Source organism: Streptomyces wuyuanensis (genome assembly GCF_900103455.1).
GTDB classification, from domain to species: Bacteria; Actinomycetota; Actinomycetes; order Streptomycetales; family Streptomycetaceae; genus Streptomyces; species Streptomyces wuyuanensis.
In genome coordinates this window covers 126,897-153,612 of record NZ_FNHI01000023.1, presented here as the reverse complement: position 1 = coordinate 153,612, position 26,716 = coordinate 126,897, and the positions used below count along the sequence as shown (strand labels likewise).

General features: G+C 73.4%; 24 protein-coding genes. 12 read left to right on the top strand and 12 right to left on the bottom strand.

The features are described 5' to 3' along the window. On the top strand, positions 1-729 hold a 729-nt coding region (locus BLT82_RS28875), incomplete at its 5' end, for a SigB/SigF/SigG family RNA polymerase sigma factor (protein ID WP_093660074.1). 157 nt (positions 730-886) lie between these two features. Then, positions 887-1,834 carry a helix-turn-helix transcriptional regulator gene (locus BLT82_RS28870; protein WP_093660072.1) on the top strand — a complete coding sequence of 316 codons (948 nt, stop codon included), beginning with the start codon at positions 887-889 and terminating at the stop codon, positions 1,832-1,834. A gap of 123 nt (positions 1,835-1,957) precedes the next feature. On the opposite strand, the gene BLT82_RS28865 is transcribed toward BLT82_RS28870, so the two are convergent. Then, complete coding sequence (locus BLT82_RS28865) at positions 1,958-4,336, bottom strand: glycoside hydrolase family 84 protein (protein WP_093660070.1); 2,379 nt, start codon at positions 4,334-4,336, stop codon at positions 1,958-1,960. A gap of 346 nt (positions 4,337-4,682) precedes the next feature. On the opposite strand from BLT82_RS28865, the gene BLT82_RS28860 reads away from it, so the two are divergent. Together BLT82_RS28860 and BLT82_RS28855 are read left to right on the top strand one after the other, a co-directional pair. Then, positions 4,683-5,141: a hypothetical protein gene (locus BLT82_RS28860; RefSeq protein ID WP_093660068.1), complete on the top strand. Its 459-nt coding sequence runs from the start codon at positions 4,683-4,685 to the stop codon at positions 5,139-5,141. A gap of 101 nt (positions 5,142-5,242) precedes the next feature. After that, on the top strand, positions 5,243-5,527 hold the full coding sequence (locus BLT82_RS28855; protein WP_143041560.1) for a hypothetical protein: 285 nt from the start codon (positions 5,243-5,245) through the stop codon (positions 5,525-5,527). 119 nt (positions 5,528-5,646) lie between these two features. Here the strand turns inward: BLT82_RS28855 and BLT82_RS28850 are convergent, their stop codons facing one another. Together BLT82_RS28850 and BLT82_RS28845 are read right to left on the bottom strand one after the other, a co-directional pair. Then, a complete protein-coding gene (locus tag BLT82_RS28850) occupies positions 5,647-6,513 on the bottom strand; it encodes an EamA family transporter (protein WP_093660064.1) in 867 nt (288 codons plus the stop codon). Between the two features lie 471 nt (positions 6,514-6,984). Next, positions 6,985-7,299 (bottom strand): hypothetical protein, encoded by a 315-nt coding sequence (locus BLT82_RS28845; protein WP_143041559.1) that lies wholly within the window; start codon positions 7,297-7,299, stop codon positions 6,985-6,987. Positions 7,300-7,718: 419 nt separating this feature from the next. Here BLT82_RS28845 and BLT82_RS28840 point away from each other — a divergent pair, with 419 nt between their 5' ends. The 4 genes from BLT82_RS28840 (at position 7,719) to BLT82_RS28825 (ending at position 10,823) form a co-directional block, all read left to right on the top strand. Further along, entirely contained in the window at positions 7,719-8,366 is a 648-nt protein-coding gene (locus tag BLT82_RS28840; RefSeq protein WP_244529703.1) for a helix-turn-helix transcriptional regulator, read from the top strand. Beyond that, positions 8,363-9,526, top strand: coding sequence for an aminotransferase class I/II-fold pyridoxal phosphate-dependent enzyme (locus BLT82_RS28835; protein WP_093660060.1), 1,164 nt, complete (start codon positions 8,363-8,365; stop codon positions 9,524-9,526). The genes BLT82_RS28840 and BLT82_RS28835 overlap by 4 nt, the downstream gene beginning before the upstream one ends. 282 nt (positions 9,527-9,808) lie before the next feature. Next, a complete protein-coding gene (locus BLT82_RS28830) occupies positions 9,809-10,135 on the top strand; it encodes a plasmid stabilization protein (protein WP_093660058.1) in 327 nt (108 codons plus the stop codon). 376 nt (positions 10,136-10,511) lie between these two features. After that, positions 10,512-10,823: a hypothetical protein gene (locus BLT82_RS28825; protein WP_093660056.1), complete on the top strand. Its 312-nt coding sequence runs from the start codon at positions 10,512-10,514 to the stop codon at positions 10,821-10,823. Between the two features lie 33 nt (positions 10,824-10,856). Here the strand turns inward: BLT82_RS28825 and BLT82_RS28820 are convergent, their stop codons facing one another. Together BLT82_RS28820 and BLT82_RS28815 are read right to left on the bottom strand one after the other, a co-directional pair. Beyond that, positions 10,857-11,249 (bottom strand): hypothetical protein, encoded by a 393-nt coding sequence (locus BLT82_RS28820; protein WP_244529701.1) that lies wholly within the window; start codon positions 11,247-11,249, stop codon positions 10,857-10,859. A 165-nt stretch (positions 11,250-11,414) separates the two neighbouring features. Further along, entirely contained in the window at positions 11,415-11,990 is a 576-nt protein-coding gene (locus tag BLT82_RS28815) for a GNAT family N-acetyltransferase (protein ID WP_093660052.1), read from the bottom strand. 608 nt (positions 11,991-12,598) lie between these two features. Here BLT82_RS28815 and BLT82_RS28810 point away from each other — a divergent pair. Beyond that, complete coding sequence (locus BLT82_RS28810) at positions 12,599-13,978, top strand: FAD-binding oxidoreductase (protein ID WP_093660050.1); 1,380 nt, start codon at positions 12,599-12,601, stop codon at positions 13,976-13,978. A gap of 67 nt (positions 13,979-14,045) precedes the next feature. Here the strand turns inward: BLT82_RS28810 and BLT82_RS28805 are convergent, their stop codons facing one another. Further along, positions 14,046-14,642 carry a dihydrofolate reductase family protein gene (locus BLT82_RS28805; protein ID WP_093660048.1) on the bottom strand — a complete coding sequence of 199 codons (597 nt, stop codon included), beginning with the start codon at positions 14,640-14,642 and terminating at the stop codon, positions 14,046-14,048. A gap of 181 nt (positions 14,643-14,823) precedes the next feature. Next, positions 14,824-15,057, bottom strand: a complete 234-nt coding sequence (locus tag BLT82_RS28800; RefSeq protein ID WP_093660046.1) for a hypothetical protein — start codon at positions 15,055-15,057, stop codon at positions 14,824-14,826. 320 nt (positions 15,058-15,377) lie between these two features. Here BLT82_RS28800 and BLT82_RS28795 point away from each other — a divergent pair, with 320 nt between their 5' ends. Both BLT82_RS28795 and BLT82_RS28790 read left to right on the top strand, forming a co-directional pair. Continuing rightward, positions 15,378-16,676: an RCC1 domain-containing protein gene (locus BLT82_RS28795; protein WP_093660044.1), complete on the top strand. Its 1,299-nt coding sequence runs from the start codon at positions 15,378-15,380 to the stop codon at positions 16,674-16,676. A 144-nt stretch (positions 16,677-16,820) separates the two neighbouring features. After that, on the top strand, positions 16,821-17,066 hold the full coding sequence (locus BLT82_RS28790) for a hypothetical protein (protein WP_093660042.1): 246 nt from the start codon (positions 16,821-16,823) through the stop codon (positions 17,064-17,066). A 193-nt stretch (positions 17,067-17,259) separates the two neighbouring features. On the opposite strand, the gene BLT82_RS28785 is transcribed toward BLT82_RS28790, so the two are convergent. Continuing rightward, a complete protein-coding gene (locus BLT82_RS28785; RefSeq protein WP_093660040.1) occupies positions 17,260-18,891 on the bottom strand; it encodes an FAD-binding oxidoreductase in 1,632 nt (543 codons plus the stop codon). 59 nt (positions 18,892-18,950) lie between these two features. On the opposite strand from BLT82_RS28785, the gene BLT82_RS28780 reads away from it, so the two are divergent. Continuing rightward, complete coding sequence (locus BLT82_RS28780) at positions 18,951-19,613, top strand: TetR/AcrR family transcriptional regulator (protein ID WP_093660038.1); 663 nt, start codon at positions 18,951-18,953, stop codon at positions 19,611-19,613. Positions 19,614-19,669: 56 nt separating this feature from the next. Here the strand turns inward: BLT82_RS28780 and BLT82_RS28775 are convergent, their stop codons facing one another. The 4 genes from BLT82_RS28775 to BLT82_RS28760 form a co-directional block, all read right to left on the bottom strand. Continuing rightward, positions 19,670-21,316, bottom strand: coding sequence for an FAD-binding oxidoreductase (locus tag BLT82_RS28775; RefSeq protein ID WP_093660036.1), 1,647 nt, complete (start codon positions 21,314-21,316; stop codon positions 19,670-19,672). A 204-nt stretch (positions 21,317-21,520) separates the two neighbouring features. After that, the gene (locus BLT82_RS28770; RefSeq protein WP_093660034.1) at positions 21,521-22,480 is read right to left on the bottom strand and encodes a GNAT family N-acetyltransferase; all 960 of its coding nucleotides are present in this window, start codon (positions 22,478-22,480) and stop codon (positions 21,521-21,523) included. A 69-nt stretch (positions 22,481-22,549) separates the two neighbouring features. After that, positions 22,550-25,162 (bottom strand): SpoIIE family protein phosphatase, encoded by a 2,613-nt coding sequence (locus BLT82_RS28765; RefSeq protein ID WP_093660032.1) that lies wholly within the window; start codon positions 25,160-25,162, stop codon positions 22,550-22,552. A 274-nt stretch (positions 25,163-25,436) separates the two neighbouring features. Next, positions 25,437-26,555, bottom strand: a complete 1,119-nt coding sequence (locus tag BLT82_RS28760) for a PP2C family protein-serine/threonine phosphatase (protein ID WP_093660030.1) — start codon at positions 26,553-26,555, stop codon at positions 25,437-25,439. Positions 26,556-26,716: the final 161 nt, after the last annotated feature.

Here is a 26,716-nt window from a genome sequence, read left to right as displayed (position 1 = left end):
GAGGGCACGCGGGAGCACCAGTACGTCCGCAACACCCTCATCGAGATGAACCTCTCCCTGGTCAGGTTCGTGGCCAACCGGTTCCGCAACCGCGGCGGCGGGGAGATGGAGGACATCGTCCAGGTCGGGACCGTCGGGCTGATCAAGGCCATCGACCGGTTCGACCTCAGCCGCGAGGTCGCCTTCACCTCCTTCGCCATCCCGTACGTCCAGGGCGAGATCATGAGGCACTTCCGCGACACCTCCTGGGCCGTGCACGTGCCGCGCCGCCTCCAGGAGCTGCGCGTCGAACTCGCCAGGGCACGGGAGCACCTCGTCTCGGTACTCGACCGCGACCCCAGCGTCGAGGACCTCGCCGAACACCTCGGGCGCACGAAGGACGAGGTCGACGAGGGCATGGTCGCCGCCGCCGGATACCGGGCAGGCTCGCTGGACACCCCGAACGCCGACAGCGACACCGACCACGCCGCCCTCTCCAGCGGACGCACTCACCCCGCGCAGATCGGTACCGACGACCACGACATGCAGCTCATGGAGGACATCCGAGCCCTGGTGCCCCACATGGCCGAGCTCGACGACCGCGAACGCACCATCCTGGAACTGCGTTTCGGCCAGGAGCTGACCCAGGCACGCATCGGCGCCGAACTCGGCATCTCCCAGATGCACGTCTCCCGCATCCTGACCCGCACGCTGACCAAGCTGCGCACGCACCTGCTCGCGGAGGACTGACCCCGACCGGGCCCGGCCGTGCTCCCGAGCCGTCCGCACCGCGAAGAGCGCGGCGGCGAATCGGGCGGTGTTCCGTCCGTTGCGCCGGGTAGGCGTAGCGTCGTACGACGAAGGCCCTCCGGGGTCGGTGGGCACGGGACGGCGGCCGGGAGCGCTGATGGACACGCTGTGCTTCGACAGCACGGACCTGGAGGAGACGGAGGCGTTCCTGTCATCGGCGTACACACCGATGACGATCGGCGGGCTGCCGCAGACCTCGCGCGCCAGCATCGTGCGCCACTCCGCCGGCGGTCTGACGGTGGACCGGCTGGCCTTCGACTACACCATGGCGTACGACGCCGGCTGCCTGAACCGGGTGTGCCTGGTCACCGTGCACCAGGGGCACTTCGCGGACACCACCGGCGGGGACGAAGAACTGTTCGGTCCCCAGGAGACGTTCCTGCTCGCCCCGCACGACCGTCCGTACAGGGGCGAGGTCCGCTCGGCCCGCTACACCCTCACCCTCTTCGATCCCTCGCTGCTGGGCGAAGTGGCCGGAACCGGAGACCGCTCCGGCGGAGCGGTGGAGCTGACCGGGCAGCGGGCGATCAGTCCGGCCGCGAACCGGCAGCTCGGCGCCACCGTCGCCTACCTGCGCGACCACGTCCTGGGCAGACCCGGGGCCGGTGCCGGCCCGCTGGCCGCGGCCACCGCGGCCCGCCACATGGCCGCGGTCGCCCTCGCAACCCTGCCCAACACCACCCTGGGTGACGAACCCGCCCCGGTGGACGGCCGCGACGCCACCAGCGACACCCTGCGCCGCGCTGTCTCCTTCATCGAGGCAAACGCCCACCGCGACATCGGCCTCGCCGACATCGCCGCGTCCGTGCCCGTCACACCGCGCGCCGTGCAGTACGCCTTCGCGCGACACGCCGAGACCACCCCGCTCTCCTTCCTCAAACGCGTCCGTCTCGTCCGCGCCCACGAGGACCTGCGCCGCGCCGATCCGCGCACCACCACCGTCACCGACATCGCCCTACGCTGGGGGTTCGCCCACCAGGGGCGCTTCGCCGCCGCCTACCGGGAGCTCTACGGCACCGCACCGTCGAAGACCCTGCGCAGGTGACACCCGCCCCTCCTTCGGAGCCGGTGCTCCGTGCACCGGATTCGTACCGCTCCGACCCGCCCGGACGCCGGGGGGAGAGCTGTCTCCCCCCGGCGGGCCGGTGTGCGTTGCCGTCGCCGCGTTTCAGTTCGCCGGGGCGCCGTACACACCGAACTCGTGGATCGAATAGCCCCAGGTCGTTCGGCGCTCGACCCCTTGCATCCGCACGAACCGCACCGGCTCACCCGGCGACGTGCGCACGACGTCGTTGCCGCACGACTCCGGGCGCTCGGTGGCGACGGTGGTCCAGGCCGTCCCGTCGGACGAGGTCTGGATCCGGTACTCGTTCGCGCAGGCGGCCTCCCAGGCGAGGGTCACCGCGGCCACCCGGGCCGGGGCCGCGAGTTCGATCTGCACCCACGCGTCGTCGCTGTACCCGGACGCCCAACGGGTCGCGGGATCACCGTCGTTGACCTTGCCGGCCGTGAACCGGTCGAGGTCCTGCTCGACGCTCGAGGCCGTGGCGGTGCCGGCCGGGGCGAGGTTGCGCGCGCCGTCGGCCACGTCCCACAGGTCGAGCCGCACGCCGGCTTCCACGAGGAAGGTGTCGAGGACGCCGTCGCCCACCTTCGGCCGCACCTCACCCCAGGTGTTGCGGGCAGGGGCGGTCCGCAGGGCCCCGGCCCTGTCCTGGAGGGCCCGTGACGCCGCGGCCAGGGTCTCGGCGCGGTCCTCGTCGCCCCGGTCCCGCGCGGCGAGTGCGTCGAGCATCGACACCGTCGCCCGTCCCCAGAGTCCGGTGGCGTCGACCCAGTCGTCGGCGTCCGTGACGAATCCCCGCTGCACCGCGCCGCCGCGGATGGCGGCCGGTGCGCGCTCGATGTCCCGTGCGTAGGCGCGCAGCGCCTTGACGGCCCGCCTGCGGTCGCCGTCGTCCCAGGCGTCCCAGAATGCGGCGACCCGGGCGGCGAGCCGAGGAGCCTGGCTCTGCCACGGGGTGGAACCGAACGTCGGGGCGAGGTGCTCCAGGTCGCCGAAGACGAGCAGGGCCTCGGTCGCCCGGCGGTCGCCGCCGGCGAGATACGACATGGCGCCGGTCCAGTTGGCGTCCGCCTGGTAGGCGCGGTCGTTCCAGGCGAACGAGGCGGCGCCGAAGACGGCGACCTTGCTCGCGTAGGGCTGGTTCATCGGGTTGGCGACGATCCCGCTGAGGTGGTCCGACAGCCCGGCCTCACGCTTGTCGTACGGGGCGAGCAGCAGCCGGCCGCTGGTGTTGCCGAAGTCGTTGACCGGATAGTTGTCCCACACGAAGACCTTGCGGCCGAAGAGCGCGGACGCGGCGTCCGCCTGTGCGTTGGTGATGCTGGGCGGTACGACGTCGGTGCCGGTCCACATCACCACGACCGCGGGATCGAGCGACGCGCGCATTTTCCGCTTGTACGCGGTGTCGGTGAGGTCGCCGTACTCGGTGGGCACCATCTGCAGGGGCCGCACGCCCTCGTGCGTGGCGACGAAGGTCCGCTGGACGTCGTTGAGCAGGTCGACCTGCGCCGCGGCGGCGGCCTCCCGTCCGGGTGCGCCGTAGGCGGCGTTGTCGCCCCCGCAGTTCCACCGGGTGTAGCTGATGTCGTCCAGCGGTATCGAGAAGGCGCGTGTGCCCAGGTCGTACATCGCCCGGAGCTTGGCCTTGAGCGCCGCCCGGTCGGCGGGGTCGGAGTAGCAGATGGACTCGCCGGGGGAGACGGCGAAGGTGAACCGGACGTGGTTGGCGGCGGCACGGCGGACGAGCTCGCCGAGTTCGTCCAGCTTGTCCGCGGGATAGGGCTCGCGCCACTTGCCCCGGTGGTACGGGTCGTCCTTGGGTGCGTAGATGTAGGTGTTGGCCTTGACGTCGCCGTGGAAGTCCATCTGGTCCAGGCGCTCCTGATGGGTCCACGGCTGTCCGTAGAAGCCCTCGATCGTGCCGCGCAGCGCCATCGACGGGTGGTCGTCGACCCGGACGCCGGAGATCCGCCAGCCGTCGTCGCCCGATTGGCGCAGCAGCCCGCGCAGGGTCTGGACGGCGTAGAACTGGCCGGCGGCGTCGTGGCCCGCCAGGGTCACCGCACCCGCTCCGTGCTCGCCGCGGGTGACGCGAATCGCATAGCCCTCGGCGTGTCCGGGCTCGGTGGTTCCGCGCAGCGCCGCGGCGATGTCCGGCCGGGACGCGTCGCCCAGCAGCACCGTCAGATCGCGTCCGGAGGACGCGTCCCGGTGCCCGGGGGCGGCGGTGTCGACACGCGTCGCGCCGTGCGCCGAGAGGACCTGTGCGATCCGGGTGGCCGCCGCGGGGTCCGTGTCCCGGTCCGTGACGAGGACGACCCGGCGGGTGACCGGTACGTCGTCACCGGCGCGGGTGAGGGACTGAGACGCGGGATGGACGACCGGCAGCGCCGCCGCGGCTCCCGGCGGAGACGGCACGCCGGCCGCGGACGGCGCCGGGATGCCCAGCACGAGAGCCGCCGCGGCGACTGCTGCGGCCATCGGGGCGTTCCGGTTGATCCAGCTTGATCTCACGGTGTCTCCAATGCACACGCTGAAGGTGGTCGCACGGTGAAACCGCACGAGTGGTCTAAACCACTTGTGGCTCCGTGAGTGTTACAGGCACTTGGGGGTGGTCAACGCCCCGGGCGGCCAATTCTGTGAAGAACCTTTCGTTACTGGGTGGTTGGGAGTGCGGCCGTGTGCGGTCGTGTGGGACGGCAAGGCGAGGTCAGGGTGGGCGCCGAGGCGCGGGACGGGGTGGGGCGGGGCGGTGCGGAACGGGGACTCGGGCACGGCGCGGAAAAGGACTGGCCCCGCGGACGGGCGGCACCTACCGTCCCGTTCGATGGACATCGTCTTCCGCAAGCTGCCGGACAACCGGCACGACATCCTCGTACGGGACCGGCGCGGCCCCGACGTCCGGCTGCCCGCCCAGCCGACCGGCCCCACCATGCCGCACGATCTGGTCCACGCCGCAGTCGAAGGCGCGCTCGGCATCACCGACGGCTTCTGGGGCGCGATGGCCGAAGGAGCCACGTTCCAGGGCTTCGAACCGCTCACCCCCGGCAGGCACCGCCGCTCGGGGCTGAAGGTGCTGCGTCGCAGGGGGGACCGGGTCATGGCGGCCGAACTGGCCGTCAACTGGGCCTACCGCGTCTGGACCGGCCTTCCCACCGAGGGCCGGGGCACCGGCCGTGCCCCTCTCGACGCCGACGCCCTCGCCCGCACCGGACCGGCCCTCGACGAGGCTTCCGCCCGCTGGCAGGCCGTCGCGGAGGGCGACAGCCTCGTCTGGCACTGGTGACCGGTTCGTCCCGCCGAGCCGCGTGGACGATCCTGGAAGGCGAGAGGCGAGAGGCGAGAGGCGAGAGGCGAGAGGCCAGATGCGGGTGCCGAAGGTACGGGGTGAGCCGGGTGGCGGACTCCGGCGGCCGTCCCCGGTCGGCGGACGGGCCGCGCGGCTGTGGCGCGCCCCGCACCTACTGGGAGCACCGCGGCCCGAGGACCTGGACCGAGGTCACCGTGCGCGTCCGCTACGGCGATGTGACGGGGGAACCGGCGCCCGCCTTCCCGCTCGTCCGCACCGCCCGGCGCGCCCCGCGGAACGTCCTGGTGGAACGTGCGGACGGCACCAGGGAGGTGAAGCCGGTCCGGCTGCTGCGACGGGAACACCCTCGCCCCGCGCGGTGACCGAGACCCTCGGCGGGGGTGCCCGGGCGGTCCGGCCGGGAGCGGACGTCCCGCGCCCTGCCGCTGAGCGCCGGGCGCGGCGATTCCCCCGGCCCACGCGGCTCCGAGGGCTTCCCCGTTCAGCCCAGGGCGATCAGCACGACCGCGACGCCCGTGCACAGCAGCCCGGCGATCTGGACGGCGGTGGGGCGTTCGTGGAGGAAGACGATGGCCAGGACCACCGGGACCGCGGGGTACAGCGAGGCCAGGACCGTCGCCAGCGCCAGCAACTGGTGGAGGGTGGCGGCCTGGTAGAGCACGAGGGCGACCGCACCCATCGAGCCGACCGCCAGCGACGGGAGGACGAGCCCGCGGGGCAGGCGGAGGGTCGCACCGGCCGCCCGGGCCATGACGGCGATCGTGAGCGTCGCCACGACCCGGGCGACGAGGATCGGCCATAGCCCCGCTGCGGGGTCGATACGGGAGATCGCCAGGAACTGCACCGCGAAGCCGACTCCGGCGAGCAGCCCGTACCGTGCCCCGGCCGCGGTCCCCGAGTCCTCGGGCCGGTCGCTGCGGGAGACCAGCCAGAGTGCGGGGAGCGCCGCCGCGACGCCGAGCCAGGCGAGCGGGCTCGGCCGCTCACCGAGGACCACGACTCCGGCGAGTACCGGCAACGCGACTCCGGCGACGTTGCTGAGCGGGGCGACCACGCTCATCTGACCGGCCGCCAGACCCCGGTACAGACAGGCCACACCGATGCCGGTGCCCACCCCCGAGACCGCACCCCACCCCAGGGCGCCGGCGGTGATGTGCGGGGCCGACAGGAGCGGCGCGTCCACACCAGCCGCCCACGTCACGACCACCACGGCGAGCATCAGCACGATCCCGCCGAGTTGCCCGAACGCCGCGACGGCGTAGCTGTCCGCCCGTCTGGCCAGCAGTCCGCTGAGGAAGTGCACGAGCCCGAACAAGAGGGCGGCGACCAGCGCGAACAGTTCCGGCATCCACGTCCTCCCGGCACCTGTCCGGCCCGCGCACCGGTTGCCGGCCGGGGAACGGCCGTTCCTGCCGCCCGCTCGCTCTGCCGCACCGTCGGGACCGGCTCCCGGCCCGGGCGGACACCGCACACCCTAGCGCCGGGCAGGCGTTCTCCCCCGGCGCCGGACCGCCGCCCGGCCCGGGGTGTCCGGGCGTCAGGGCGCCCGCCGCGTTCGTACTGCCGCCGTGTCCGCGTGCTCGTGGTGCTCGTGTGTCCGTGCACGCGCGCTCGCGCTCGTGCTCGCCTGCGTGCTCGGGAGCCCGGCGTGTCCGTGTGCCCATGACGCCCGAACCGTACGGGGGTTCGCGGGCCGCGGGGCCGGCCGCAGGCCGCGAACCTTCGCCGACCCGGCGGCCGCAGTCCCGGCGCGCCCCTGCTACCCCCGCCCGCTGGAGCGGCAGCCCCGCCGCTTCGGCGAGCACCTCCCTCATCTCCCTCATCGGCACGTCGCGCCGGCCCGGTTGGGGATGCCGTGCGACCACTTCGCCGGAGGGTCCACCCGGTGACCGGTGACCGGTGACCGGTGACCGGTGGCGGCGCCGAGCGCGAGGGCCGCGCTGCCGGCCCCATGGGCGTCCCGAAGTCCGGGCAACCGGCGCGCGAGGCCCGTCAGTACGGTCGCCGGGTCCGTCGCCCCGTGCGGCCGGCGGTCCTCGGCGACGACACGTCCGCGGTCCATCAACGACAACATCGAGTGCGCGACGGCCACATGGGCGCCCGCGACGAGATACCGGCCCGTGTCGATGTCCACGGGCACATGGGGCCGCCCGAGACCTCGCGGGCCCGCGGTCGCCCGTTCCTCCCGGATGAGTCCCCGGCCCAGCGGCGTGGCGGAGTGGCCGCTCACGGCGGCCGGCGGCAGACCGGTCAGCCGGGCGACGGTGCTGCGCGCACCGGTCCGTGGTCCAGGACGGCGCCCAGCAGGGTGCCCGGGCCGAGCGCATGATGCCGGCCACCGGCCGGCGACGAACTCTTCACACGGGCCTTCCCGATCCGGATCTGTGCGGCGGGTCGGCGCCCGGTCCCTCCAGCGCGGGTCGGAGGCCCGCCGTCCGAATCGCTCCGGGAAAACGCGCCCGTCCAGCTCTCGGGCAGTACGCGTGCTGGACAGTCTGTCCGGACTGGACGTACAGTCCAGACATCGGGATCGTGGAGACGGAGGCACCGGCAGTGGAGCGAACGGAACACCCGGATCGGCGCGTCCGGACGTGGTCGCCCGTGTGCCTGGCCGTCGCGAAGCTCCTCGGGCCCTATGCCGAGGTGGTCCTGCACGACCCGCGCACGGACAGCGTCCTGGCCGTCTGGAACCCCGTGAACGGCCGCAAGGCGGGGGACCCCTCGATGCTCGGGGAGCTGGAAGCCCTGGAGCCCGCCGGGCAGGACGTCTTCGGCCCGTACGAGAAGCTCCTCGCCGACGGCCGCCGGCTTTCCTCGGTCAGTGCCCTCCTGCGCGGCGACGACGGCGACGTCTCGGCCGTGCTGTGCGTCAATCTCGACCGCACGCCGCTGGAGCGTGCGGCCGCCCTGCTGGGCTCGTTCGGCGCTCCTCTCGTGGAGCGGCCCGAGCCGCTCTTCGAACGGGACTGGGCCGAACGCGTCCGGCACATCGTCGGCGCCTACGTACGGGAGTGCGGCCGGCCGGTCGAGCGCCTGACCCGGCAGGACCGCCTCGCGGTACTGGGACGTCTGGACGAGGCGAAGGTGTTCGGCGTCCGCCGCGCCGTCCCCGTCGTCGCCGAGGCGCTCCGCGTGTCGCGCTCCACCGTCTACGACCTCCTGGCCCAGCACCGGGCCCCCGGCACCAAGGACCCCGCATGACCCGGCTGCCCGACTTCCGACTCGAAACCTTCTTCTCCCGCTGGGAGTTCGCCGCCCGCCACCACCTCACCGCGTCCGACGCCCAGAGCATGGCGCTCGGCGAACTCCTCGCCCTCGCCGACGACGAGGACCGCGCCGCCTTCGAGAACCTGCATCTCGGCTACACCGAGACGTACGGCGACCCGGCGCTGCGCGAGGCCGTCGCCGGCACCTACGAACGTGCGGACGCGGCGGACGTGCTGTGCTTCGCCGGCGCCGAGGAGGCCCTGTACCTGGCCATGAACGTTCTGCTCGGGCCGGACGACCACGCCGTGGTGATCACCCCCGGCTACCAGGCCGCCGAGACGGTGCCGCTCGCGCTCTGCGAGGTCACCGGCGTGGCGCTGGACGCCGGCCGCGACTGGGCCCTGGACCTGGACGCCGTGGCGGCCGCCCTGCGCCCCGAGACCCGCGTCGTCTCGGTCAACTTCCCCAACAACCCCACCGGCAAGGTCGTCGACGCCGAGACCTTCACCGCCCTTGCGCGGCTGTGCGACGACCGCGGGATCCACCTGTTCAGCGACGAGGTCTACCGCGGTCTCGAACGCGACCCCGCCCGCACGCTTCCGCAAGCCGCGGACCTGTCCGAGCGCGCCCTGTCGCTCAACGTGACATCCAAGGCGCTCGGCCTGCCCGGCCTGCGGATCGGCTGGATCGCCTGCCGCGACCGCGCGCTGCTGTCCAGGCTGGAGCGGGCCAAGCACTACACCACGATCTGCAACTCCGCCCCCAGCGAGATCCTGGCCAGGATCGCCCTCAAGGCCAGGGAGACCGTCCTCGCCCGCAACCGGGCCCTGATCGAGCGGAACCTCCCCGCGTTCGACACCTTCTTCGCCGAGTTCCCCGACGACTTCGACTGGAAGGCACCCGACGGCGGCTGCGTCGCCTACCCCCGCTACCTCGGCCCCGAGGGTGTCGAGGAGTTCTGCGGCCGCCTTCTCGACGAGGCCGGCGTCCTCCTGCTGCCCGCGAGCATCTACCGCTCGGAGCTCACCGCCACACCCACCGACCGCTTCCGCATCGGAGTCGGCCGGCGTGGCGCGGAGGAAGCCCTGGACGCGTTCGCCGGCTGGATGAAGGCCCGTCGGCGACCGGTGCAGGGCTCCACGGCCCGCAGGTGACCCAATCCGCGGCCGGCTCCGCCGCGGGCCCCGGAGGCCGTCCGCGCGCCCACCCGGTGTGATCCCGCTCGCCGCCCTCACCGGCGCCGGTGCCGTCGAGCCGCGCCGGCCGCCGCGGCGGGGCACGCGGCGACCCCTCCGCCGACGGCCACCCTCCGCCGAAGCGGCGCGGCCCGGTGGCGAAGGGTGTTTCGAGGGTTGAAACTCGCACGAGGGGAACCCGCACCCGAGAGAGCCGGTACATCCCGACGCCGTGAGCGACCGTCGCCGAAGGAGCACGTCATGCCTGCCGGATCCAGCGCGAAGCGGGAGCGCCAGTACGAGCACATCAAGGAGAGCGCCGAGAAGCGCGGCGCCTCGCCCTCGCGTGCCGAGGAGATCGCGGCGCGTACCGTCAACAAGGAGCGAGCCCGCGCGGGGGAGTCCAAGACCGCGAGCAGGACCTCCACCCAGGACCCCAAGTCCGCGTCCCAGCGGGGTGGCGAGAGGTCCCACCGGGGAGCACAGGGGCCGACCAGGGACCAGCTCTACGCAGAGGCCAGGAAGAAGAACATCGAGGGCCGCTCGTCGATGAACAAGGACGAACTGCGTCGGGCGCTGGGCCGCTGACCTGCCCGGACTCCACCGGCCCGCAGATCACCACCCGCCCGCAGGCCGGGGTGGCGGCGACCGTCCGCACCCTCCGGATCCGCCCGCCCGCCGTACGCTCGGAAGTGTCCGGGCGAGGAGTGTGACGGCCCTCGTCCGGACCCGAACGGCGCAAGGTGCCGCGCGGCACGCCGCCCCCGCCCCGGGCGGTCGCCCAGGCCGGGCCGGATCACGCACCTCGGCGACGAAGACTTCCCCGCGGGGCACCGCGATCGCCCAGAACGCGGGAATTTCCCGAGTACGGAGGCGGAGAGCGGGCACCCGCACCGCCGGACGCCTCCGTGCCGGGGCGGACACATGTGCGGAGAAGTCGGGGACAACGAAGGGCTGGGGCGGAGTGCCGAAGGAGAGGCAACTGTCGGCGCGCGAGATCGCGATGCTGGACCAGATCGAAGCCGGGTTGCGCCCGAGAGGGCCCGCACGGGCCAGGGGGGCCACCGGCGTGCGGGAAGCGCTCCTCGTGGCGGCGGTGGCCACGGCGACGCTGGCAGGTGTGCTGTTCCTCTGGGCGGCCGCCACCCGGTCGTCGGAGATCGGCCTGGCCGCCGTGGCCGTGTGGGTGACCGCCGTGCTGCTGGTCTCCCGGCGCCTGGGCCACGGTCCCGACGCGGTCCGGCGCAGCGGCCTCTTCCTCTACCGGCCCTGGTGAGGGCGGGGTACGGGGCGCCCGTCCCGTACCCCGTCAGCCGTCGAGCGGCAGGACGTCCGGCACCTGGGTGCGCAGGAGCTGCCCGTCCGCGCGGACGTTGCACTCGTTTATCGTGCGGGAGACCTCCCGCACGATGCCGCTTCTGCCGTGCAGCCGCAGCGTCACCGTCACCTCGCCGAGTCCGCGGCGCGGCCCGTCGGCCTCCGTGAAGGAGCGGTACAGGGTGTTGGGCCAGCGGTCCGAGTCGTCGTCCTGCCAGATCCGTACGGCGGGGTCGCTGAACCGGCAGGGCTGGCCGCCGTGCGGTTCCTGCAGCAGGGAATGGCTCAGGGGCAGGGTGCCGAGGAGCGGAACGAGCCGGGCACGCAGATCGTGGTTCTCGATGAAGCGGTACTGCTGCCACTGCCGGCCGCTGGGGACGGTCATGCGCAGAGTGACGAGCAGGAAGGGGTGCCCGCCGGAGGACAACTCCGGGGAGTCCCGGCGCCATTGCGGCCACGAAGTCGACAAGGCCACCGTTGCCTTTCCCCCGCCTTCTCGGCCGTAGCGCCGCCCGTGCTCCGTCTCCACCGATCGGATTATGTCATCCCGTCATGTCGCCGAAGCCGGCCGATCCCCGTTCGCGGTCCGCCATTCCGGGGCGAGCACCGACCAGACCTCCATGTCGTGCCGCTTCCCCCGGTACGGGTAACTCTCGCGCAGGACGCCGTCCTTGGTCATTCCCAGCCGCCGGGCCACCGCGATACTGGGCGCGTTGTCCGAGGAGACCCACCATTCCACGCGGTGGATGCCCCGCTCCCCGACGGCCCAGTCGATGAGCACACGGACGGCCCGCGTGACGAGTCCCCGGCCCACGGCCGACGGCTCCAGCCAGCAGCCGGCCTCGGCGGTGCCCTCGGGGACGTCCATGGTCCGGAGGATGACCGCGCCGACCAGTTCGCCGTCCCGGCGGATGCCGCAGATCCGGCCCGCGTCCGCCGCGGTCTTCTCCGCGTACGCCCGCAGGAACGCCCGGCTCGACTCCAGGTCCGTGACGACGTCCGGCAGCCCGTTGAACCGGCCGATGTAGTCCCGCCCCCGGTCGATGTGGGCCAGGAACTCCTCGGCCTGCCAGGGCTCCAGCGGTCCCAGCTCCGCGCCGTCGTCACCCAGGGATATCGCGAACATCGTCACTTTCCACCGCCGGAACCGGCCACCGTGCCAGTGGATCTTCGCACGTGCGCAGGCGCGAGGGGAGTCTTCCGGGACGGGACGGCGAAGCGCGGCCCGCTGCGGGCGGTCGGGCAGTGTTTCGACGACCTGTGGATCGCGGGCACATCGTCCTCTTCTTCGGCGACGTGCTGAGTGAGCATTCTGACCCGGGTGCTGATGCCCCTGGTGAACCGGGCCTTCGCCTTCCGGCTGCTGCCGAGCCGGGCACGCACCCTGCGAACCCCTGTGGCCGGGGCCGTCATCGTCGCGGTGTGCTGTGTCGTGATGGTCCTGCTCTCCGGTCCGGCGACCTGCTCTCCGGTCCGGCGACCTGCTCTCCGGTCCGGCGACGCCGCGTTGACCCCCGCGACTCATGGCGACCCGGTCGGCCGAAGAGGGTCGGCCGAGGCGCATCGAGTCCGTCGCCGCGGCCGCCGGATCCCATGGGGCCGGAGTAAAGTGGAAGGGGATTCGCCGCTCGGGCGGATTTCCCTCCGGGCTCTCGGCCCACGCCGTTTCGGCGGTCCTCGCCTCGATCTCAGCTTCATCCGCAGCCGCACCCGGCGCAAGCCCTGGAGCCCGCGATGCGTGAACACAGGCAGGCCGGATCGGTCGAGGGGACGATCGTCCGGCGGGGCGACGACGGTTACGAGGAACTCCGGGCCGCCATGGTGTGGAACGGTCTGAAACCCGACCGCTTCCCCGAGGTCATCGTCCGCGCCGCGTCGGCGCGCGACGTCCCCGCCGCCGTCCGGCTCGCCCGGTCCCTCGGTCTGCGGATCGCCGTACGCTCCGCCGGCCACAGCTGGTGCGGATCGCCCGTGCGCTCCGACGGCATGCTGCTCGACCTCTCCGGGCTCCGCCGGTACGCGATCGATCCCGCGTCAGCGACCGCGTTCGTCGAGCCGGCCGTCACCGGCCGCGAACTGGCCCCGGCACTGGCCGAGGCGGGCCTCGCCTTTCCCACCGGCCACTGCGGGACGGTCGCCCTCGGCGGGTACCTCCTCGGCGGAGGACTCGGCTGGAACTCCGGCGCGCTCGGCCCGGCCTGCCACAGTGTCGAGGAGATCGAGGCCGTCACGGCGGACGGCGGGACCGTGCGGTGCAACGAGCGCGAGAACGCCGACCTGTTCTGGGCCGCCCGGGGTGCCGGCCCCGGGTTCTTCGCCGTGGTCACCGGCTTCCGCCTGCGGCTCCACCCGGCGCCCGGAGCCCTCGCGGCGACCATGTACGCGTTCCCCCTCGCGGACGTCGAGGCCGCCTGCCAGTGGGCCGGCGACGTCTCGCACGAACTCGAACCGACCGTGGAACTGGCCCTCACCCTCGCGACGGCCGCCCCGTTCGCCACCGATGCGACACCCCGACCGAAGGTCGTCACCGTCTCGGCGACCGCCTTCGCCGCCGACGAAGAGCACGCCGCCGAGGCCCTGCGCCCGCTCGGGAACTGCCCGTTCGCCGACGGCGCCCTCCAGCACCGGGCTCCGGGGCCGACGTCGGTCGCCGCCCTCGACGAGACGGCCGACGGCCTCTGGCCGCCCCGGCTGCGCTATGCCGCCGACACCCTGTGGTCCGATGCCGAGTTCACCGCCCTGCTCTCCCGGCTCGGCGACGCGATGCGGGAGGCACCCTCCGACCGGTCCCGCGTCCTCGCGCCGTTCGCCCCGGCGTCGCACGACGGGGACCTGCTGCGCGACATGGCCTTCTCGGTGCTCGGCGAGACGTACGCCGTCCCCTACGCCATCTGGGACGATCCTTCCGGGGACGAGGCCAACCTCCGATGGCTGCGCGAGGCGATGGCATCCGTGGAACCCCTGGGCACCGGGCACTACATCGCCGAGGCCGACCTCACCGCCGATCCGGCCAGGGCCGAGCGCTCGTTCAGGGCGAACGACTGGGACCGGCTGCAGGGCCTCAGGGCGCGGTACGACCCGGAGGGTGTGTTCCACACCTTTCTCGCGGCGTGAGCGGCCGGGCCGGCCCCGAGGGACGCCGGGGCACCGGCTCCCATGGCGCGGGGGACGGCCGGCCGGGCTACTCCCCGGCCGCCGGCCGGTAGACGCACACGTGCACACCGGCGCCACTGGTGACCGTGGAGACCAGCTCCAGGGTGTGCTTGCCGCCGCCGTCGGGGAAGATCGTCTTTCCGCCGCCGAGGAGCACCGGCATGATCATCAGCCGGAGTTCGTCGACCAGCCCCTCGGCGATGAGGGTGCGCGCCAGAGTCGGGCTGCCCATGACGACCAGGTCGCCGCCCGCGGTGTCGCGCAGTTCGCGGATCCGGTCGACGGCCTCGTCGCCGGGGATGCGCCTGGTGTTGTGCCACGTCAGCCTGTCCTCGCCCAGCGTCTGCGACACGACGTACTTCGGGAGCGCGTTCATCCTGTCGGCGAACGGGTCCCCGGCCCGCTCCGGCCACGCCCCCGCCATCGTCTGCCAGGTACGGCGCCCGAACAGCAGACCTTCCGCGTTCTTCAGCGCCTCGTCGAAGGCCCCGCCCACCGTCTCCGGGTCGAAGAACGGATGCGACCAGCCGCCGTGGGCGAAGCCGCCCTCGGTGTCCTCCTCCGGACCGCCCGGGGCCTGTACGACGCCGTCCAGGCTGATGAACTCGGTGATCACGATGCGCATGGCGGTGGCTCCTCTTTTTCGCTCCGACGGCTACGGCAAGGGAGACGGTGCGCAGCGCGAGAAGTCATCGCGCGCCCTCGGCCCCACAGGCGTGACGTGGAGCACACTAGACGCGGGGAGCGCGGCGGACCGGTGCTTTACGCCACCGGCGGAACGGCCCGGCCGAGCCGCACCGGGCAGGTCAGGCGTGGTCGGCGAGCTCCGCGACGCCCTTCTGGCGGGCGCAGTGCGCACAGCAGTAGAACTGCCCGTCGGCCTGCAGCCCGTGGCCGAGGATCCGGCACTGGCAGTTCTCGCAGATCGGTGCCATCCGCTGGGCGGCACACTCGATGCTGTCGAACGTGTGCACCGCTCCAGCGGCGTGCACCTCGAACGACATCTCGTAGTCGTTGCCGCAGACTTCGCACTTGGCCATGGCTGTGCCCTTCGAGCTCAGGGGTGTAGGTGCCTGGAACGTAGCGAGCGGGCCCCGCCGGACCCCGCCGACACGGACGAACGCACGGCCGACGGGCCTACACGCACCACCCGCCCGGCCCCACCGCGGCGAGGGCGCGTGTGCCCGGGAGCCGCGGGGCGAACGGCGGCCCCACCCTGCCGGGGCGTGGCACCGGGAGGCGGATCCCGCACGTGTCGTACCGGACCACGCGGGGGTGACTGGTATGCCTGTGACTGATTTCTGCAGATTTCGTACCGCCGGGAGGCGGTGGGGCGGGACCGTACGAGAGGGAAAGTGTCATGGGTGAAGCGAATCCGCCGGCCCGCGGCGCCGCAGGACGTACCGGTACGGTGCTCGCCGCCGCGCTGGCGGCGACGCTGGCCTGGACGCCCGGAGCCCACGCGGCCGATCCGTCCGGCGGCGGCCGCGGGACCGTGCCGTTCGCGCAGGCGTGGGGCGACAACGAGGACGGCCAGCTCGGCACCGGCGACAACGCCGACAGCGCCGTGCCCGTCCCCGTTCCGGAGCCGAACGGGATCAGCAGCCTCGCCGCCGGTTTCGAGCACAGCCTGGCGCTGCTGCGGGACGGCACCGTCTGGGCCTGGGGCGACAACGACAACGGCCAGTTGGGCAACGGCACGGAGACCGACAGCAGCGTCCCCGTCCGCGTCCTGGGCCTCACCGGTGTGAAGGCCGTCGCCGCGGGCGACGACTTCAGCCTCGCCCTGCTGCGGGACGGCACGGTCCGGGCGTGGGGCGACAACGACAACGGCCAGTTGGGCAACGGCACCCTCGCCGACAGCACCATCCCCGTCCAGGTGCAGATGCTCTCCGGGGTGAAGGCCCTCGCCGCCGGCGACAACCACGCCGTCGTGCTGCTGCGGGACGGCGCTGTCCGGGCGTGGGGCGACAACGACAACGGCCAGTTGGGCAACGGCACCCTCGCCGACAGCACCATCCCCGTCGAGGTGCAGGGCATCACCCGGGCCAGGGCGGTGGCCGCCGGCGGGGACCACAGCCTGGCGGTGGTGAGGGACGGCCGGGTCCGGTCCTGGGGCGACAACTTCTCCGGCCAGTTGGGCAACGGCACCAACATCGACAGCACGACCCCTGTGGAGGTGCAGGCACTCACCGGGGTCAGGGCCGTCGCCGCAGGTCTCGGCCACAGCCTCGCGCTGGGGGGCGACGGCACCGTGTGGTCCTGGGGCGACAACGCCTCGGGCCAACTCGGCAACGGCACCCTCGCCGACAGCACCATCCCCGTACAGGTTCAGGGCCTGCGCGCAGTGACGGCCATCTCCACCGCCGAGGAGCACAACCTCGCCCTGACGTCCTCCTGCGACTGCGGCGACGCCGGTCTGCCGAGCCGGCTGTCCTGCCACTGCGGTGGGCCCGTCGGTCCGGTCGGAACCGGTGAGGACGACCCCGGCGACGAGCCCGACGGAACCGGGAGCGTCGTCCACGCCTGGGGCGAGAACGGCGAGGGTCAACTCGGCAACGGTGCCACCGCCGACAGCAGCGTCCCCGTGGCGGTGACCACGGTGATCGGGAGGGCCGGCCTCATCGCGGCCGGCGGTGAGCACAGCCTGGCGGGCTGAGCACCCACCGGCCCGGGCGGGCGCTCCCCGAGAGCGCCCGCCGTGACCGTGCCGGTCTTCCACGGAAGGCCGGCACGGTCACGTTCTCCGCCGATGCCCGGGCCCAGGTCGGCGGCGACCGGTTCCGGAGGTAGCCTCCCTGACATGAGCAGCCGTCCCCGTCGTCGTGACCGGCCCCCGCAGGTCGAGGCACTCCCGCCTCCCGCCGATCCGGCGCACGACGGAGCGCTGCAGATCACCGAGACCGACTGCGAACGCTGCGGCACCCGTCTGTCCGGCCTCAACGGCCGCTACGCCTGCGGGGTGTGCGGATGGACCAACCCGTGGAACGACGGGCACCACGATCTGCCCAGCGCCGAGGAAGACCCCGACTACCCGCGCCGTCGGTAGACCGCGGGCGAGCGGCGGCCGACCCCTTCGCCGGCCCGCGCCGTTCCGCACCGCCCATGAGGATTCGGCCCACCCCGACCGGCCCGCCGCCCGGAGCCGCCCGTGCGCACACTCACGCCGCGGCCGGCGGCATGAGGGCCGGCCGCTCTCTTACCGGAACGCTCGGGCCGGCCCGCACGACGTGGCGTGCGGGTCAGCCCGTCGCGCCGGGCCGGGGAGCCGGGTCGAGCAGGACGCCCGGGTTGAGGATCCCCGCCGGGTCCAGCGCCTGCTTCGCGGCGCGCAGGGCGAGCGCGAACGGCTCGGGACGCTGGCGGTCGTAGCCGGGACGGTGGTCACGGCCCACGGCGTGGTGGTGCGTGACGGTCGCGCCGAGATCGCCGAGCACCTGTGTCGCGGCCGCCTTGACGTCGTCCCACATCGCGACCTCGCTGCCGCGCCGTGCCGCGGCGACGACGGTGAAGTACGGCGCGGCGCCGTCCGGGTAGACGTGCGTCAGACGGCAGTTGACCATGGCCTCGGATCCGGTCGTCTTCCTTACGGTGGCGGCCAGTTCGCGGCGTACCGTGTCGACGAGCAGCGGGAGGCGGTCCCAGGTGCAGGCGGTCTCGAAGGTCTCGCTGATCACGCTCATCCGCGCGAGCGCGTCGCGCAGATAGGGCATGCGCAGGAACGCGGACCGCCAGGTGCCCGCCGCCGTGTCCGAATCCTCCCTGCCGGCGGGAGCGGGTGCGCCTCCGTGGTCCCGGGCGAGCCCGACGAGTTCCGCGAGGCGTCCGTCCACGGGCCGGCCGGCCGACTCGACACCGAGGACGAGGGCGCTCCGGCCACCGACTGCCACCTGGGCGAGCGCCGCCTCCCCGGGGTCGAGCAGCCGGCAGTTGGCGGGATGCAGCCCGGACTGGGAGATGGCGCGCACCGCACGGAGCGCCGTGTCGAAGCCGTCGAAGAACACCGTGGCCGACGCCTTGTGACCCGGGCGGTCCTGCAGGCGCATCCACGCCTCGGTGATCACCCCCAGCGTGCCCTCGGACCCCAGGAAGAGCCGGTCCGGCGAGGGTCCGGCGCCCGAACCGGGCACCCTCAGCGACTCGTTCACGCCCGCGGGCGTCACCACCCGCATCGACTCGACCAGATCGTCGATGTGCGTGTGGAGCGTGGCGTAGTGCCCGCCCGCGCGGGTGGCCAGCCAGCCGCCGAGCGTGGAGAACTCGAAGCTCTGCGGGAAGTGGCGCAACGTCAGCCCGTGCGGGCGGAGTTGGTCCTCCAGGGCGGGGCCGAGGACACCGGCCTGGATCCGTGCCGCACGGCTCACCCGGTCGACCTCCAGCACCCGGTCCAGCCCGGTCAGGTCCATCGACACGACGCCCCGGTGCAGACCGGCGCGGTACTCGACACCGCCGACGACCGAACTCCCCGCCCCGTAGGGCACGACGGCCACGTCGGCCCCCGACGCCCAGTCCAGGACGTCGGTCACCTCCCGCTCGGTCCGGGGGCGGGCGACCAGATCGGGCGCCGGCCGCAGATCGCCGTACAGGGCACGGACGACATCGCGGTACGCCTTGCCGTACGTGTGGCCGGCCCGGTCCTCCGGCGCGTCCGACACGAGGTGTCCGAGGGAGGGCGGAGCCGTGACCCGGGACAGGGGCATGTCGAGGTCGGCGATGCCGGGTACCGGCAGCGGGGTGCCGGCCGCTCCGGGCACCAGCGCGCCGAGGTCCGCGCACTCGCCGTCCGGCAGGGCCCTGTCCTCGGTGCCCCAGCCCCACCAGGAGCGGCGGGGGAGGGGGCCGGCGGCCGAGGCGGAGGGGCTGCGACGATCCATCGATCTTGCCTCTCAGTAATTTACCGCAGGGTAATTTACCGCAACGTATAGTCCTCGCTATGGGTACTGCAAGAGGTCCGGCGGCCTCCCCTTCCGGTGCGGGACGCGACGAGCGCACTGCGGGTACGAAGGGCGTTCCGCGCGCCCGCCGGGAGCAACAGATCGTCGCGGCGGCGACGGAGGAGTTCGGCCGCCACGGTCACACGAGGGCGTCCATGGCCGCCATCGCCCGGCGCGTGGGCGTCACGAAGCCGATGCTCTACACCTACTTCGGCTCCAAGGACGGCCTCTACCTGGCGTGCCTGGAACGCGTCGCCGCGCGTCTGCTCACCGCGATCGGGGAAGCGATGACCGCCGGCGGCCCGCAGCCGGAGGCTGCGCTCGCCCACAGGGTCCTCACGGCGCTCTTCGCCGCGCTGGAGGACGAACGGCACGCATGGTTCGTGCTCTACGACCGGACGCTCCCGCCCGGCTCGGAACTCCGCTCGGCCGCGCAGCGGCACCGGGCGGCCGTGGACGAACTCGCCGCCGCGGGCACGGCGGCGCTGCTGAGGCACGGCGGCAACGCCGACCCGCTCGACGCGGACGCCCTCAAGCACGTCTGGACGGGCACGGTGAGCGCCCTGGTCGGCTGGTGGATCTCCCACCCGGAACAGTCCGCCGGGGAGATGAGCGACCGGTGCGCGCGCCTGCTCGCGGCGATCCGCGAGGGCGCCTCCTGAGTCCCGGAGTACCGGCGGGGCCCGAACGCGCCCGCCGGTGCGGTGCGTGCCCCCTCTCAGAACGCCTGCGGGTGACGAAACATCCGCCCCGGGTCGTACGCCTTCTTCACCCGGGTCAGGCGCTCGGCGTTGGCACCGAAGTAGGCCCGGCGCCAGTCGCGCAGTTTCGGGTCGGTGTAGTTCTGGTACGCCCGGCCGCTCGCCCACGGCCGCATCGTGGCGTGCGTGCCGTCGAGCCACGCCTGGTGGCGGGCCACCGCGGCCGCGGCCGCGGCGTCCGGCCAGGAAACGATGTACTGCGCAAGGAAGAGCGCGTCGCGGTGGACGAAGGCGGTGGCGGCGGGCTTGACACGGCCCACCGCCCCGCCCAGCGCGTCCAGGGCGATGCTGCCCGCGCCGCCCCCGGTGAGAGAGGCCAGCCGCTGCACCCGGTCGAGCAGCGCCCTGATGCCGTCCGCCGGGATGGGCTTCGTGTAGAAGTCCGAGCGTGCCGCGTACGATTCGCGCGCCACCCGGCCCTGCGGGTTGCTGCCGGGCAGCGTGCCCTTCTGGTGGGACTGGGCGATGGTGAAGCCGGAGACGCCGCCCATCACCTTCATGGCGTCCATGAAGGGCCGGGTGCGCACGGAGACCGACCGCGCGGGCGCCCCGACGGCGTCGGCGAGCCGGTCGAGACGGTTCTCCAGGTCCCCGCGGGTCGTGAGGGCCAGACCGCCGACCCGCACCGACCCGGGCCTGCCGCCCGCCGGGGCGGAGAGGTGCAGATTGGCCCAGATGCCGTCCGGTGCGGTAGGCGCCCACTTCTGCCACTCACGCACCACGGCGGCGGCCCGCGACCAGGGCCAGCTCAGGAAGAAGGTGGTGCACGGCGGTGCCGCGTGGGTGCGCATCCGCAGTTCGGTGACCACGCCGAACTGCGCGTTGCCGCCTCCGCGCAGGGCCCAGAACAGGTCCGGGTCGTGCGTGGCGTCCACGGTGCGTATCCGCCCGTCGGCGGTGACGATCCGGGCTCCGACGACACTGTCGCTGGTCAGGCCGTACGCACGGCTGACCACACCGATACCGCCGCCCAGGGCCAGCCCCGACACCCCTACGGTGGGACACGACCCCGCGGGGACGGTCCGCCCGCGCGCAGTCAACCGGTCGTACACGTCGATGAGTTTGGCCCCCGCGCCGATCGTCGCGGTCGCGCCCGACAGCGTGACGCCCGCCATCCGCTGGACGTCGACGACGATGCCCGGACCCGAGGACCAGCCCGCGTACGAGTGACCGCCGCTGCGCACCGCGACCGGCACCTGGTGCCGCTTCGCGAACTCGAGGCAGGTGCGGACGTCCTCCGGCCGGGCGCAGTACGCGACCGCTGACGGCCGCAGCCCGTCGAAGCGGGGGTTGAACAGCTTGCGCGCCGCGTCGTAGTCGCGGCTGCCGGGCCGTACGAGCGTCCCGTCGAGCCCACGGGCCAGGGCCGTCCAGTCCCCGGCGCGGGGCGCCCCGGCCGCCCGGGGAGCAGGGACCGCCGGCGGCGGCACGGCGGAGGCCCCGGCCGCCCAACTGCCCCCCGCCACACCCACTCCGGCGGCGAGCCCCGCCCCAAGGACACCGCGCCGGCTGAGCGACCGACCCTCGCCGCCGTCCGAGCCCGTCCGCTTCCCGCCGCTCCACCGCACCACGCCGCGCCCCTCGCCCTTGCCGTCGTTCGACATCCGGTGGGGAGGATGACGAGCGGGCCGCGGAGGTTCCGTCCGGCGGGATGTGTTCCGCACTCCGGACGGGGGACGCGGGACGGTCCCGGCGCGGCCGCCGCCCTGCCGGGTCCGTGCGGCCGCCGCGGGCTCGTGGTGCACCGGGCCGGCCGCGGGCAGGGGTGCCGCCGGCGGCCGGCCGTGGCGACAGCGGACGGAGGGGGCTCAGGCCGGGACCGGGACGGTCAACTCCCAGGTGTCCACCGCGAAGTCGAGGGTCATGCCGTGGCCCTCGTACAGGGCGAGGGCTCCACTGCTGTTGTCGGTGTCGACGCCGAGGCCGATCCGGTCCCGTCCCAGCCCCGCGTAGTGCCCGAAGGCATGGCGCAGCAGATGGCCCCCGAGGCCCCGGCCCCGGGCCTCCCGGAGGACGCCGAGGTTGCCGATCCAGCCCGAGGAGGCGCGGTTGTCGTGCGTGCGCATCGCTGCCGCGTCGCCGAGCCCGTCCACGTGCGCGATCCACACGAGCGACCAGTCGGCCCCGTCCCCGTCGATGTCGTCCAGCCACTGCTCGTACGTGCGCGGCTGGAAGTCGAAGTGGTCGGCGAACGACGACTGGAGCAGGGAGTGAGCGCGCCGGCGGTCCTCCTCGGCCGTGCAGGCGCGCAGTGTCACACCGGGCGGAGGCGCCGGCACCGGGTCGGCGGTGGTCGACAGCGGGCGGGTCAGCACGTTGTATCGGCGGACCGGGCGCCAGCCCCGTCCGCGCAGCGCGGCGACGTCCGTCGTGGGCTCGATGTTGAGGTGCATGTGCACCACCGCCCGCGAGGCCCCGTTGAGCGCGGCGCGCTCAACGGCCCGGGCCTCCATCAGGTCGAACAGATGCCGTGCGGACTGCTGTTGGTCGGGCAGCGTGTACTGGTCCATGTCGATCCGCTCGTGGCCCGAGTCGTCCCAGAGCAGCCCGTACCCGACCATCCGGTCGCCGTCGAACAGCAGCCACGAGTCGCGTTCCAGGTCCACCTCGGGATGCTTCAGATCGGCTTCGACCTCCGTCAACGAGGTGTCGGCACGGCCGATTTCCAGCAGGTCGATCTCGTTCAGGAGGGCGCACACCGCGTCCGCGTCGTCGAGCGTCGCCGGACGCACGGTGATACCGGGCGGCGGGGTGAGGAGCGTGGTCATGCGCCAACTGTCGGCCGCACGGGGCCGGCGTCGCAACGGAGTTTCCGGCGGCTCCGCGCCCCGGCGAAGTCACATCAGGGTCTGCTCGGTCCAGATGGTCTTGCTGGTCGGGGTGTGCCGGGTGCCCCAGCGCTGGGTGAGCTGGGCGATGAGATAGAGGCCGCGGCCGTTCTCGTCGTAGGTGTGGGCGTGCCGCAGGTGCGGACTCGTACTGCTGTAGTCCGTGACTTCGGTGGTGAGCGTGGTGTCGGTGTGGATCAGGCGCAGCTGGATCGGGGGCTTTCCGTAGCGGATGGCATTGGTGACCAATTCGCTGACGATCAGCTCCGTGATGAAGACGGCTTCGACGAGGCCCCAGCCGGTGAGCTGTTCCGTCGTGCGGTGTCGGGCCTCGGTGACCACGGCGGGGTCGTGCGGGAGCGTCCAGGTGGCGACGTGCTGGGGCTGGAGCGCCTTGGTACGGGCGATGAGGAGGGCGATGTCGTCGGTGGGCGGGTGGGTGAGCAGGGTCGTGAGAATGCGGTCGCACGTGGTCTCGAGGTCGGGCGTGGGGCGGGCGAGCGCCGTGAAGAGCGTGTCCAGGGTCTGGTCGATGTCCGTCTCCCGCGGGTTGAGCAGGCCGTTGGTGTAGAAGGCGAGCAGAGTGCCCTCGTCGAGCGTGGTGGTGGTCGTCTCGAACGGGAGGCCGCCCAGGCCGAGGGGCGGGCCCGCGGGGGTGTCGAGGAAGTAGACGTTGCCGTCCGGCGTGGCGGCGGCCGGTGGCGGGTGGCCGGCGCGGGCGTGCGTCAGCTCGCGGGAGATCGGGTCGTAGATCGCGTACAGGCAGGTGGTGCCGATCCCGGTCGTGACGTCGGTCGAGGTCGAGGACTCGTCGGTGGACAGATGGAGGACGAGGTCGTCGAGCCGGGTGAGCAGTTCGTCTGGCGGCAGGTCGACGTCGGCGAGGGTGCGGACCGCGGTGCGCAGCCGGCCCATGGTGGCGGAGGCACGGATGCCGTGACCGACGACGTCGCCGACGACGAGGGCGACCCGCGCGCCGGACAGGGGGATGACGTCGAACCAGTCGCCTCCGACGCCGGCTTCCGTACCGGCGGGCAGGTAGCGCGTGGCGATGTCGAGCGCGGGCTGGTCGGGCAGCGTGTGCGGGAGCAGACTGCGCTGCAGGGCCATCGTGGTGGTGCGCTCCCGGGTGTAGCGGCGCGCGTTGTGGATGCCGGTGGCGGCGCGGTGGGTCAGCTGTTCGGCCAGCTGCAGATCGTCGGGTGTGAACGGCTGCGGGTTGCGGTGGCGGGTGAACAGCGCGACTCCCAGCGTGGATCCCGCCGTGAGCATGGGCACGGCCATGAGCGTGTGCGTGCCGGCCTGGTCCAGCCGTGCGGCCTCGGGATCGGTAGCCCTCCACTGGCCGAGGGACGGGTCGTCCATCCGGTACACGGCGCTGCGCCCCGTCGTCAGGCACCGGGTCAGCGGGGAGTGGGCGGGGTGGGTTACGGGCTCCTCCCCGCCCGACGGCGGAGTGCCCGGGGGATGCGAGCGGTAGGCGGTACGGCGCAGGGGGAGGGGGCCGGTCGGACGGCTGTGGCGGGGGGTTTCGCACAGGTCCACAGCCGCCGCGTCCGCGAGCCGCGGCACGGCGGCGTCGGTGAGCTCCTGCGCGGTGCGCTCCAGGTCGAGGGTGGTGCCGATCCCGGCGCCCGGGTCCTCCCTCAGCATCCGCTGCCGGGTGAGATTGTGGTCGGGCTCCTCGTCAGGAGCGTGGACGGCCAGGCACACGGCCCGGATACCGCCGTCGTCGTCCGTGAGCGCGGTGACGGTGGCCGGGCGGCCCGCCTCGGAACTGTTGCCCGTCGGGCGCAGCGCGGTGGGCGTGTGCTGCGGCCTGCCGGACCGGAGCACCAGGCCCATGGTGCGCTCGGTCTCCTCGCTCACCGGGTCGGGACTGATGTCCGTGAGGCGCAGTCCGCGCATCCGGGCCTGCGGCAGGGACAGCGCGCGTTCCATGGCGGAGTTGGCCCGCAGCAGCCGCAGCTCGGTGTCGAAGACCGCGAGCAGGCACGGGGACTGGGCGAACGCCCATGCCCCGAGCGTCACGTCGGTGACGAGGCCGGGGAGCGGTGTCCCGCCGGCCGGGGTGCCGGGGCCCGGGGCCTCGACGACCGGCGTCCCGCCCTCCGCTGTCCGGGTGCCGGGCGCCCGGTCCTGCGGGGCCACGCCGGTGCCCGCGTCATCATCCGCCCCCGCCGTGCTGGTCACGAGCCATTCGGTGACGCCGCTGGTGGTGGTCCGGCGGGTGGCGTGCAACGGGAGGGTGAGGTCGTGGCCGTCGCGGTGCCGCAGGGCCAGGGTGCCGGCGAGGTCCGCGGGCCACGGAGCGGCGGGCGGTGCGACCGGATCCGCGTCGTGGGCCAGGAGACGGGCGGCGGGCCGTCCCATGATCTCGGCGGGCGCGTACCCGAGCAGCCGGCGGGCCCCTTCGCTCCAACCCGTCACGACGCCCTGTTCGCTGATGACCGCCGTGGCGGGGGACGGGAGCGGACGCGCGGGGGCGGACCCGGCCGCGTCAGGCCGGTCGCCGGGGATGGTGGGGGGCGGCTGGGTGAGGCCGGGCCGGTCGCCGGCCGGGGCGGGAGGTGGCTGCGCGGTGCCGGGATGCTCGCCCGGTGAGGTGGGAAGTCGTTCCATCGCCGCTCATCTCGCCCCTTTGCTAGTTGCCCGGCTCCCGCTGCTGCCAGGGGACCTCACGGCCAGGGCTCTCGTCACCAGCATGATCCTGGGCGGCGCGGAACACCAACGCGGACGCCCTGGGTCACCGCGTCCCCGCGCGGCCCCTCGGCGGAGTTCCCGTGGCTCTCGGCCCGGCCGCCGCCCCGGCGTGCGCGGAGCACGTCCCCGGGCCTCCGGCGCGGGCACGCCCCCGGGCCGCGGGCGCGGCCACCGCACCCGGCTCCCGCACCGCCTATGCCGCGGGAGTCGGCCCGCGGCTGTTGGGGCACCTCACGGCGAGGGCGGCGATGTCGTCGTCGAGCCGCCCGCCGCTGTAGCTGAGCAGGTCGTGGTGGAGGCGGTCGAGCAGGTCCCGCGGCGCCGCCGGGCCGTTCCGCCGCATCCATTCCGGGAGCGGGAAGAACTCGCCGGCCCGGTCCCGGGTCTCCGTCACGCCGTCGGTGTAGAGGAGCAGGTGGTCGCCCGGGTCGAAGGGGACGGTGTCCACGTAGTAGTGGTCCCCGATGAGGGCGGCGAGGTTCAGCGGCGGAGAGGGGGTGGACGGCTCCAGGACGCGGATCTCACCGCGGTGCACGAGCAGTGGCGGGGGATGGCCGCAGTTGAGGATCCGGATGGCGCCGCCGTCGTGCGGGATCTCGACGAGTATGGCGGTGGCGAAGCGTTCGGGCAGGTCCTGGGTGGGGAACGCGGCGCTGTAGCGGGTGATGCTGGTCTCCAGCCGTCGGGTGATGCCCCTCAGGTCGGGCTGGTCGTACGCGTTCTCCCGGAAGCAGCTGATCACCGCCGAGGCGGCGCCCACCGCCGACAGGCCCTTGCCCCGTACATCGCCGATGAGCAGTCGCACGCCGTACGGGGTGTCGGCCACCTCGTAGAAGTCGCCGCCGATGCGGGCCTGCTCCTGGGCCGCCAGGTACAGCGACTCGATCTCGACGTCGTTGATACGGCTCGGCAGCGGGCGCAGCAGGACCTTCTGGGCGGCGTCGGCGACGAGCCGTACCTGGAACAGGGCTTCCTCCCGCTGGATCCTGACATGGCTCGCGTACGCGGCCGCCAGGGTCACCAGGACGATCGCGGCGGCCGTGTAGGGCGTCCCCAGATCGGTGTAGAAGAAGCTGAGGCTGATCATGACCAGCAGGCAGAAGGCTCCCAGCAGGACCGTGGGCAGCACGGGCCACATGGCCGCGGCGAGGGCGGGTGCGGCGGGCAGGAGGCGGCTGAAGGCGATCTCCCTCGGCGTGGAGAACGCCAGGGCGGAGATCAGGACAGTGAGGATCGCCGGTGACAGCAGGACAGCCTTCCACCGGGCTCCGTAGAAACGACGAGGGCGCCGCAGCCGACCGGACATGATCACAAAATGCATCATATCCGGGCGAAAGTCTCACCGAGATTCGGTCGGTACGAGCCGATGGACCGACGAAGGCGACCGCACCCGGTCGCCCCGCGTCCGACCGGCGCGCCGGGTGCCGTCCCGGCAGTGGCATGCTCATGAATCCGTGCAGGTGCGGGTCAGCG

Excerpts from the sequence above, each read along its gene's own strand:
- BLT82_RS28780 (WP_093660038.1), top strand. The coding sequence starts at position 18,951 with ATGGGTACTGCAAGAGGTCCGGCGGCCTCCCCTTCCGGTGCGGGACGC.
- BLT82_RS28810 (WP_093660050.1), top strand. The coding sequence starts at position 12,599 with ATGCGTGAACACAGGCAGGCCGGATCGGTCGAGGGGACGATCGTCCGG.
- BLT82_RS28790 (WP_093660042.1), top strand. The coding sequence starts at position 16,821 with ATGAGCAGCCGTCCCCGTCGTCGTGACCGGCCCCCGCAGGTCGAGGCA.
- BLT82_RS28835 (WP_093660060.1), top strand. The coding sequence starts at position 8,363 with ATGACCCGGCTGCCCGACTTCCGACTCGAAACCTTCTTCTCCCGCTGG.
- BLT82_RS28815 (WP_093660052.1), bottom strand. The coding sequence starts at position 11,990 with ATGTTCGCGATATCCCTGGGTGACGACGGCGCGGAGCTGGGACCGCTG.
- BLT82_RS28775 (WP_093660036.1), bottom strand. The coding sequence starts at position 21,316 with ATGTCGAACGACGGCAAGGGCGAGGGGCGCGGCGTGGTGCGGTGGAGC.
- BLT82_RS28800 (WP_093660046.1), bottom strand. The coding sequence starts at position 15,057 with ATGGCCAAGTGCGAAGTCTGCGGCAACGACTACGAGATGTCGTTCGAG.
- BLT82_RS28805 (WP_093660048.1), bottom strand. The coding sequence starts at position 14,642 with ATGCGCATCGTGATCACCGAGTTCATCAGCCTGGACGGCGTCGTACAG.
- BLT82_RS28820 (WP_244529701.1), bottom strand. The coding sequence starts at position 11,249 with ATGACCGTCCCCAGCGGCCGGCAGTGGCAGCAGTACCGCTTCATCGAG.
- BLT82_RS28850 (WP_093660064.1), bottom strand. The coding sequence starts at position 6,513 with ATGCCGGAACTGTTCGCGCTGGTCGCCGCCCTCTTGTTCGGGCTCGTG.
- BLT82_RS28795 (WP_093660044.1), top strand. The coding sequence starts at position 15,378 with ATGGGTGAAGCGAATCCGCCGGCCCGCGGCGCCGCAGGACGTACCGGT.
- BLT82_RS28765 (WP_093660032.1), bottom strand. The coding sequence starts at position 25,162 with ATGGAACGACTTCCCACCTCACCGGGCGAGCATCCCGGCACCGCGCAG.
- BLT82_RS28860 (WP_093660068.1), top strand. The coding sequence starts at position 4,683 with ATGGACATCGTCTTCCGCAAGCTGCCGGACAACCGGCACGACATCCTC.
- BLT82_RS28785 (WP_093660040.1), bottom strand. The coding sequence starts at position 18,891 with ATGGATCGTCGCAGCCCCTCCGCCTCGGCCGCCGGCCCCCTCCCCCGC.
- BLT82_RS28770 (WP_093660034.1), bottom strand. The coding sequence starts at position 22,480 with ATGACCACGCTCCTCACCCCGCCGCCCGGTATCACCGTGCGTCCGGCG.
- BLT82_RS28865 (WP_093660070.1), bottom strand. The coding sequence starts at position 4,336 with ATGGCCGCAGCAGTCGCCGCGGCGGCTCTCGTGCTGGGCATCCCGGCG.
- BLT82_RS28830 (WP_093660058.1), top strand. The coding sequence starts at position 9,809 with ATGCCTGCCGGATCCAGCGCGAAGCGGGAGCGCCAGTACGAGCACATC.
- BLT82_RS28870 (WP_093660072.1), top strand. The coding sequence starts at position 887 with ATGGACACGCTGTGCTTCGACAGCACGGACCTGGAGGAGACGGAGGCG.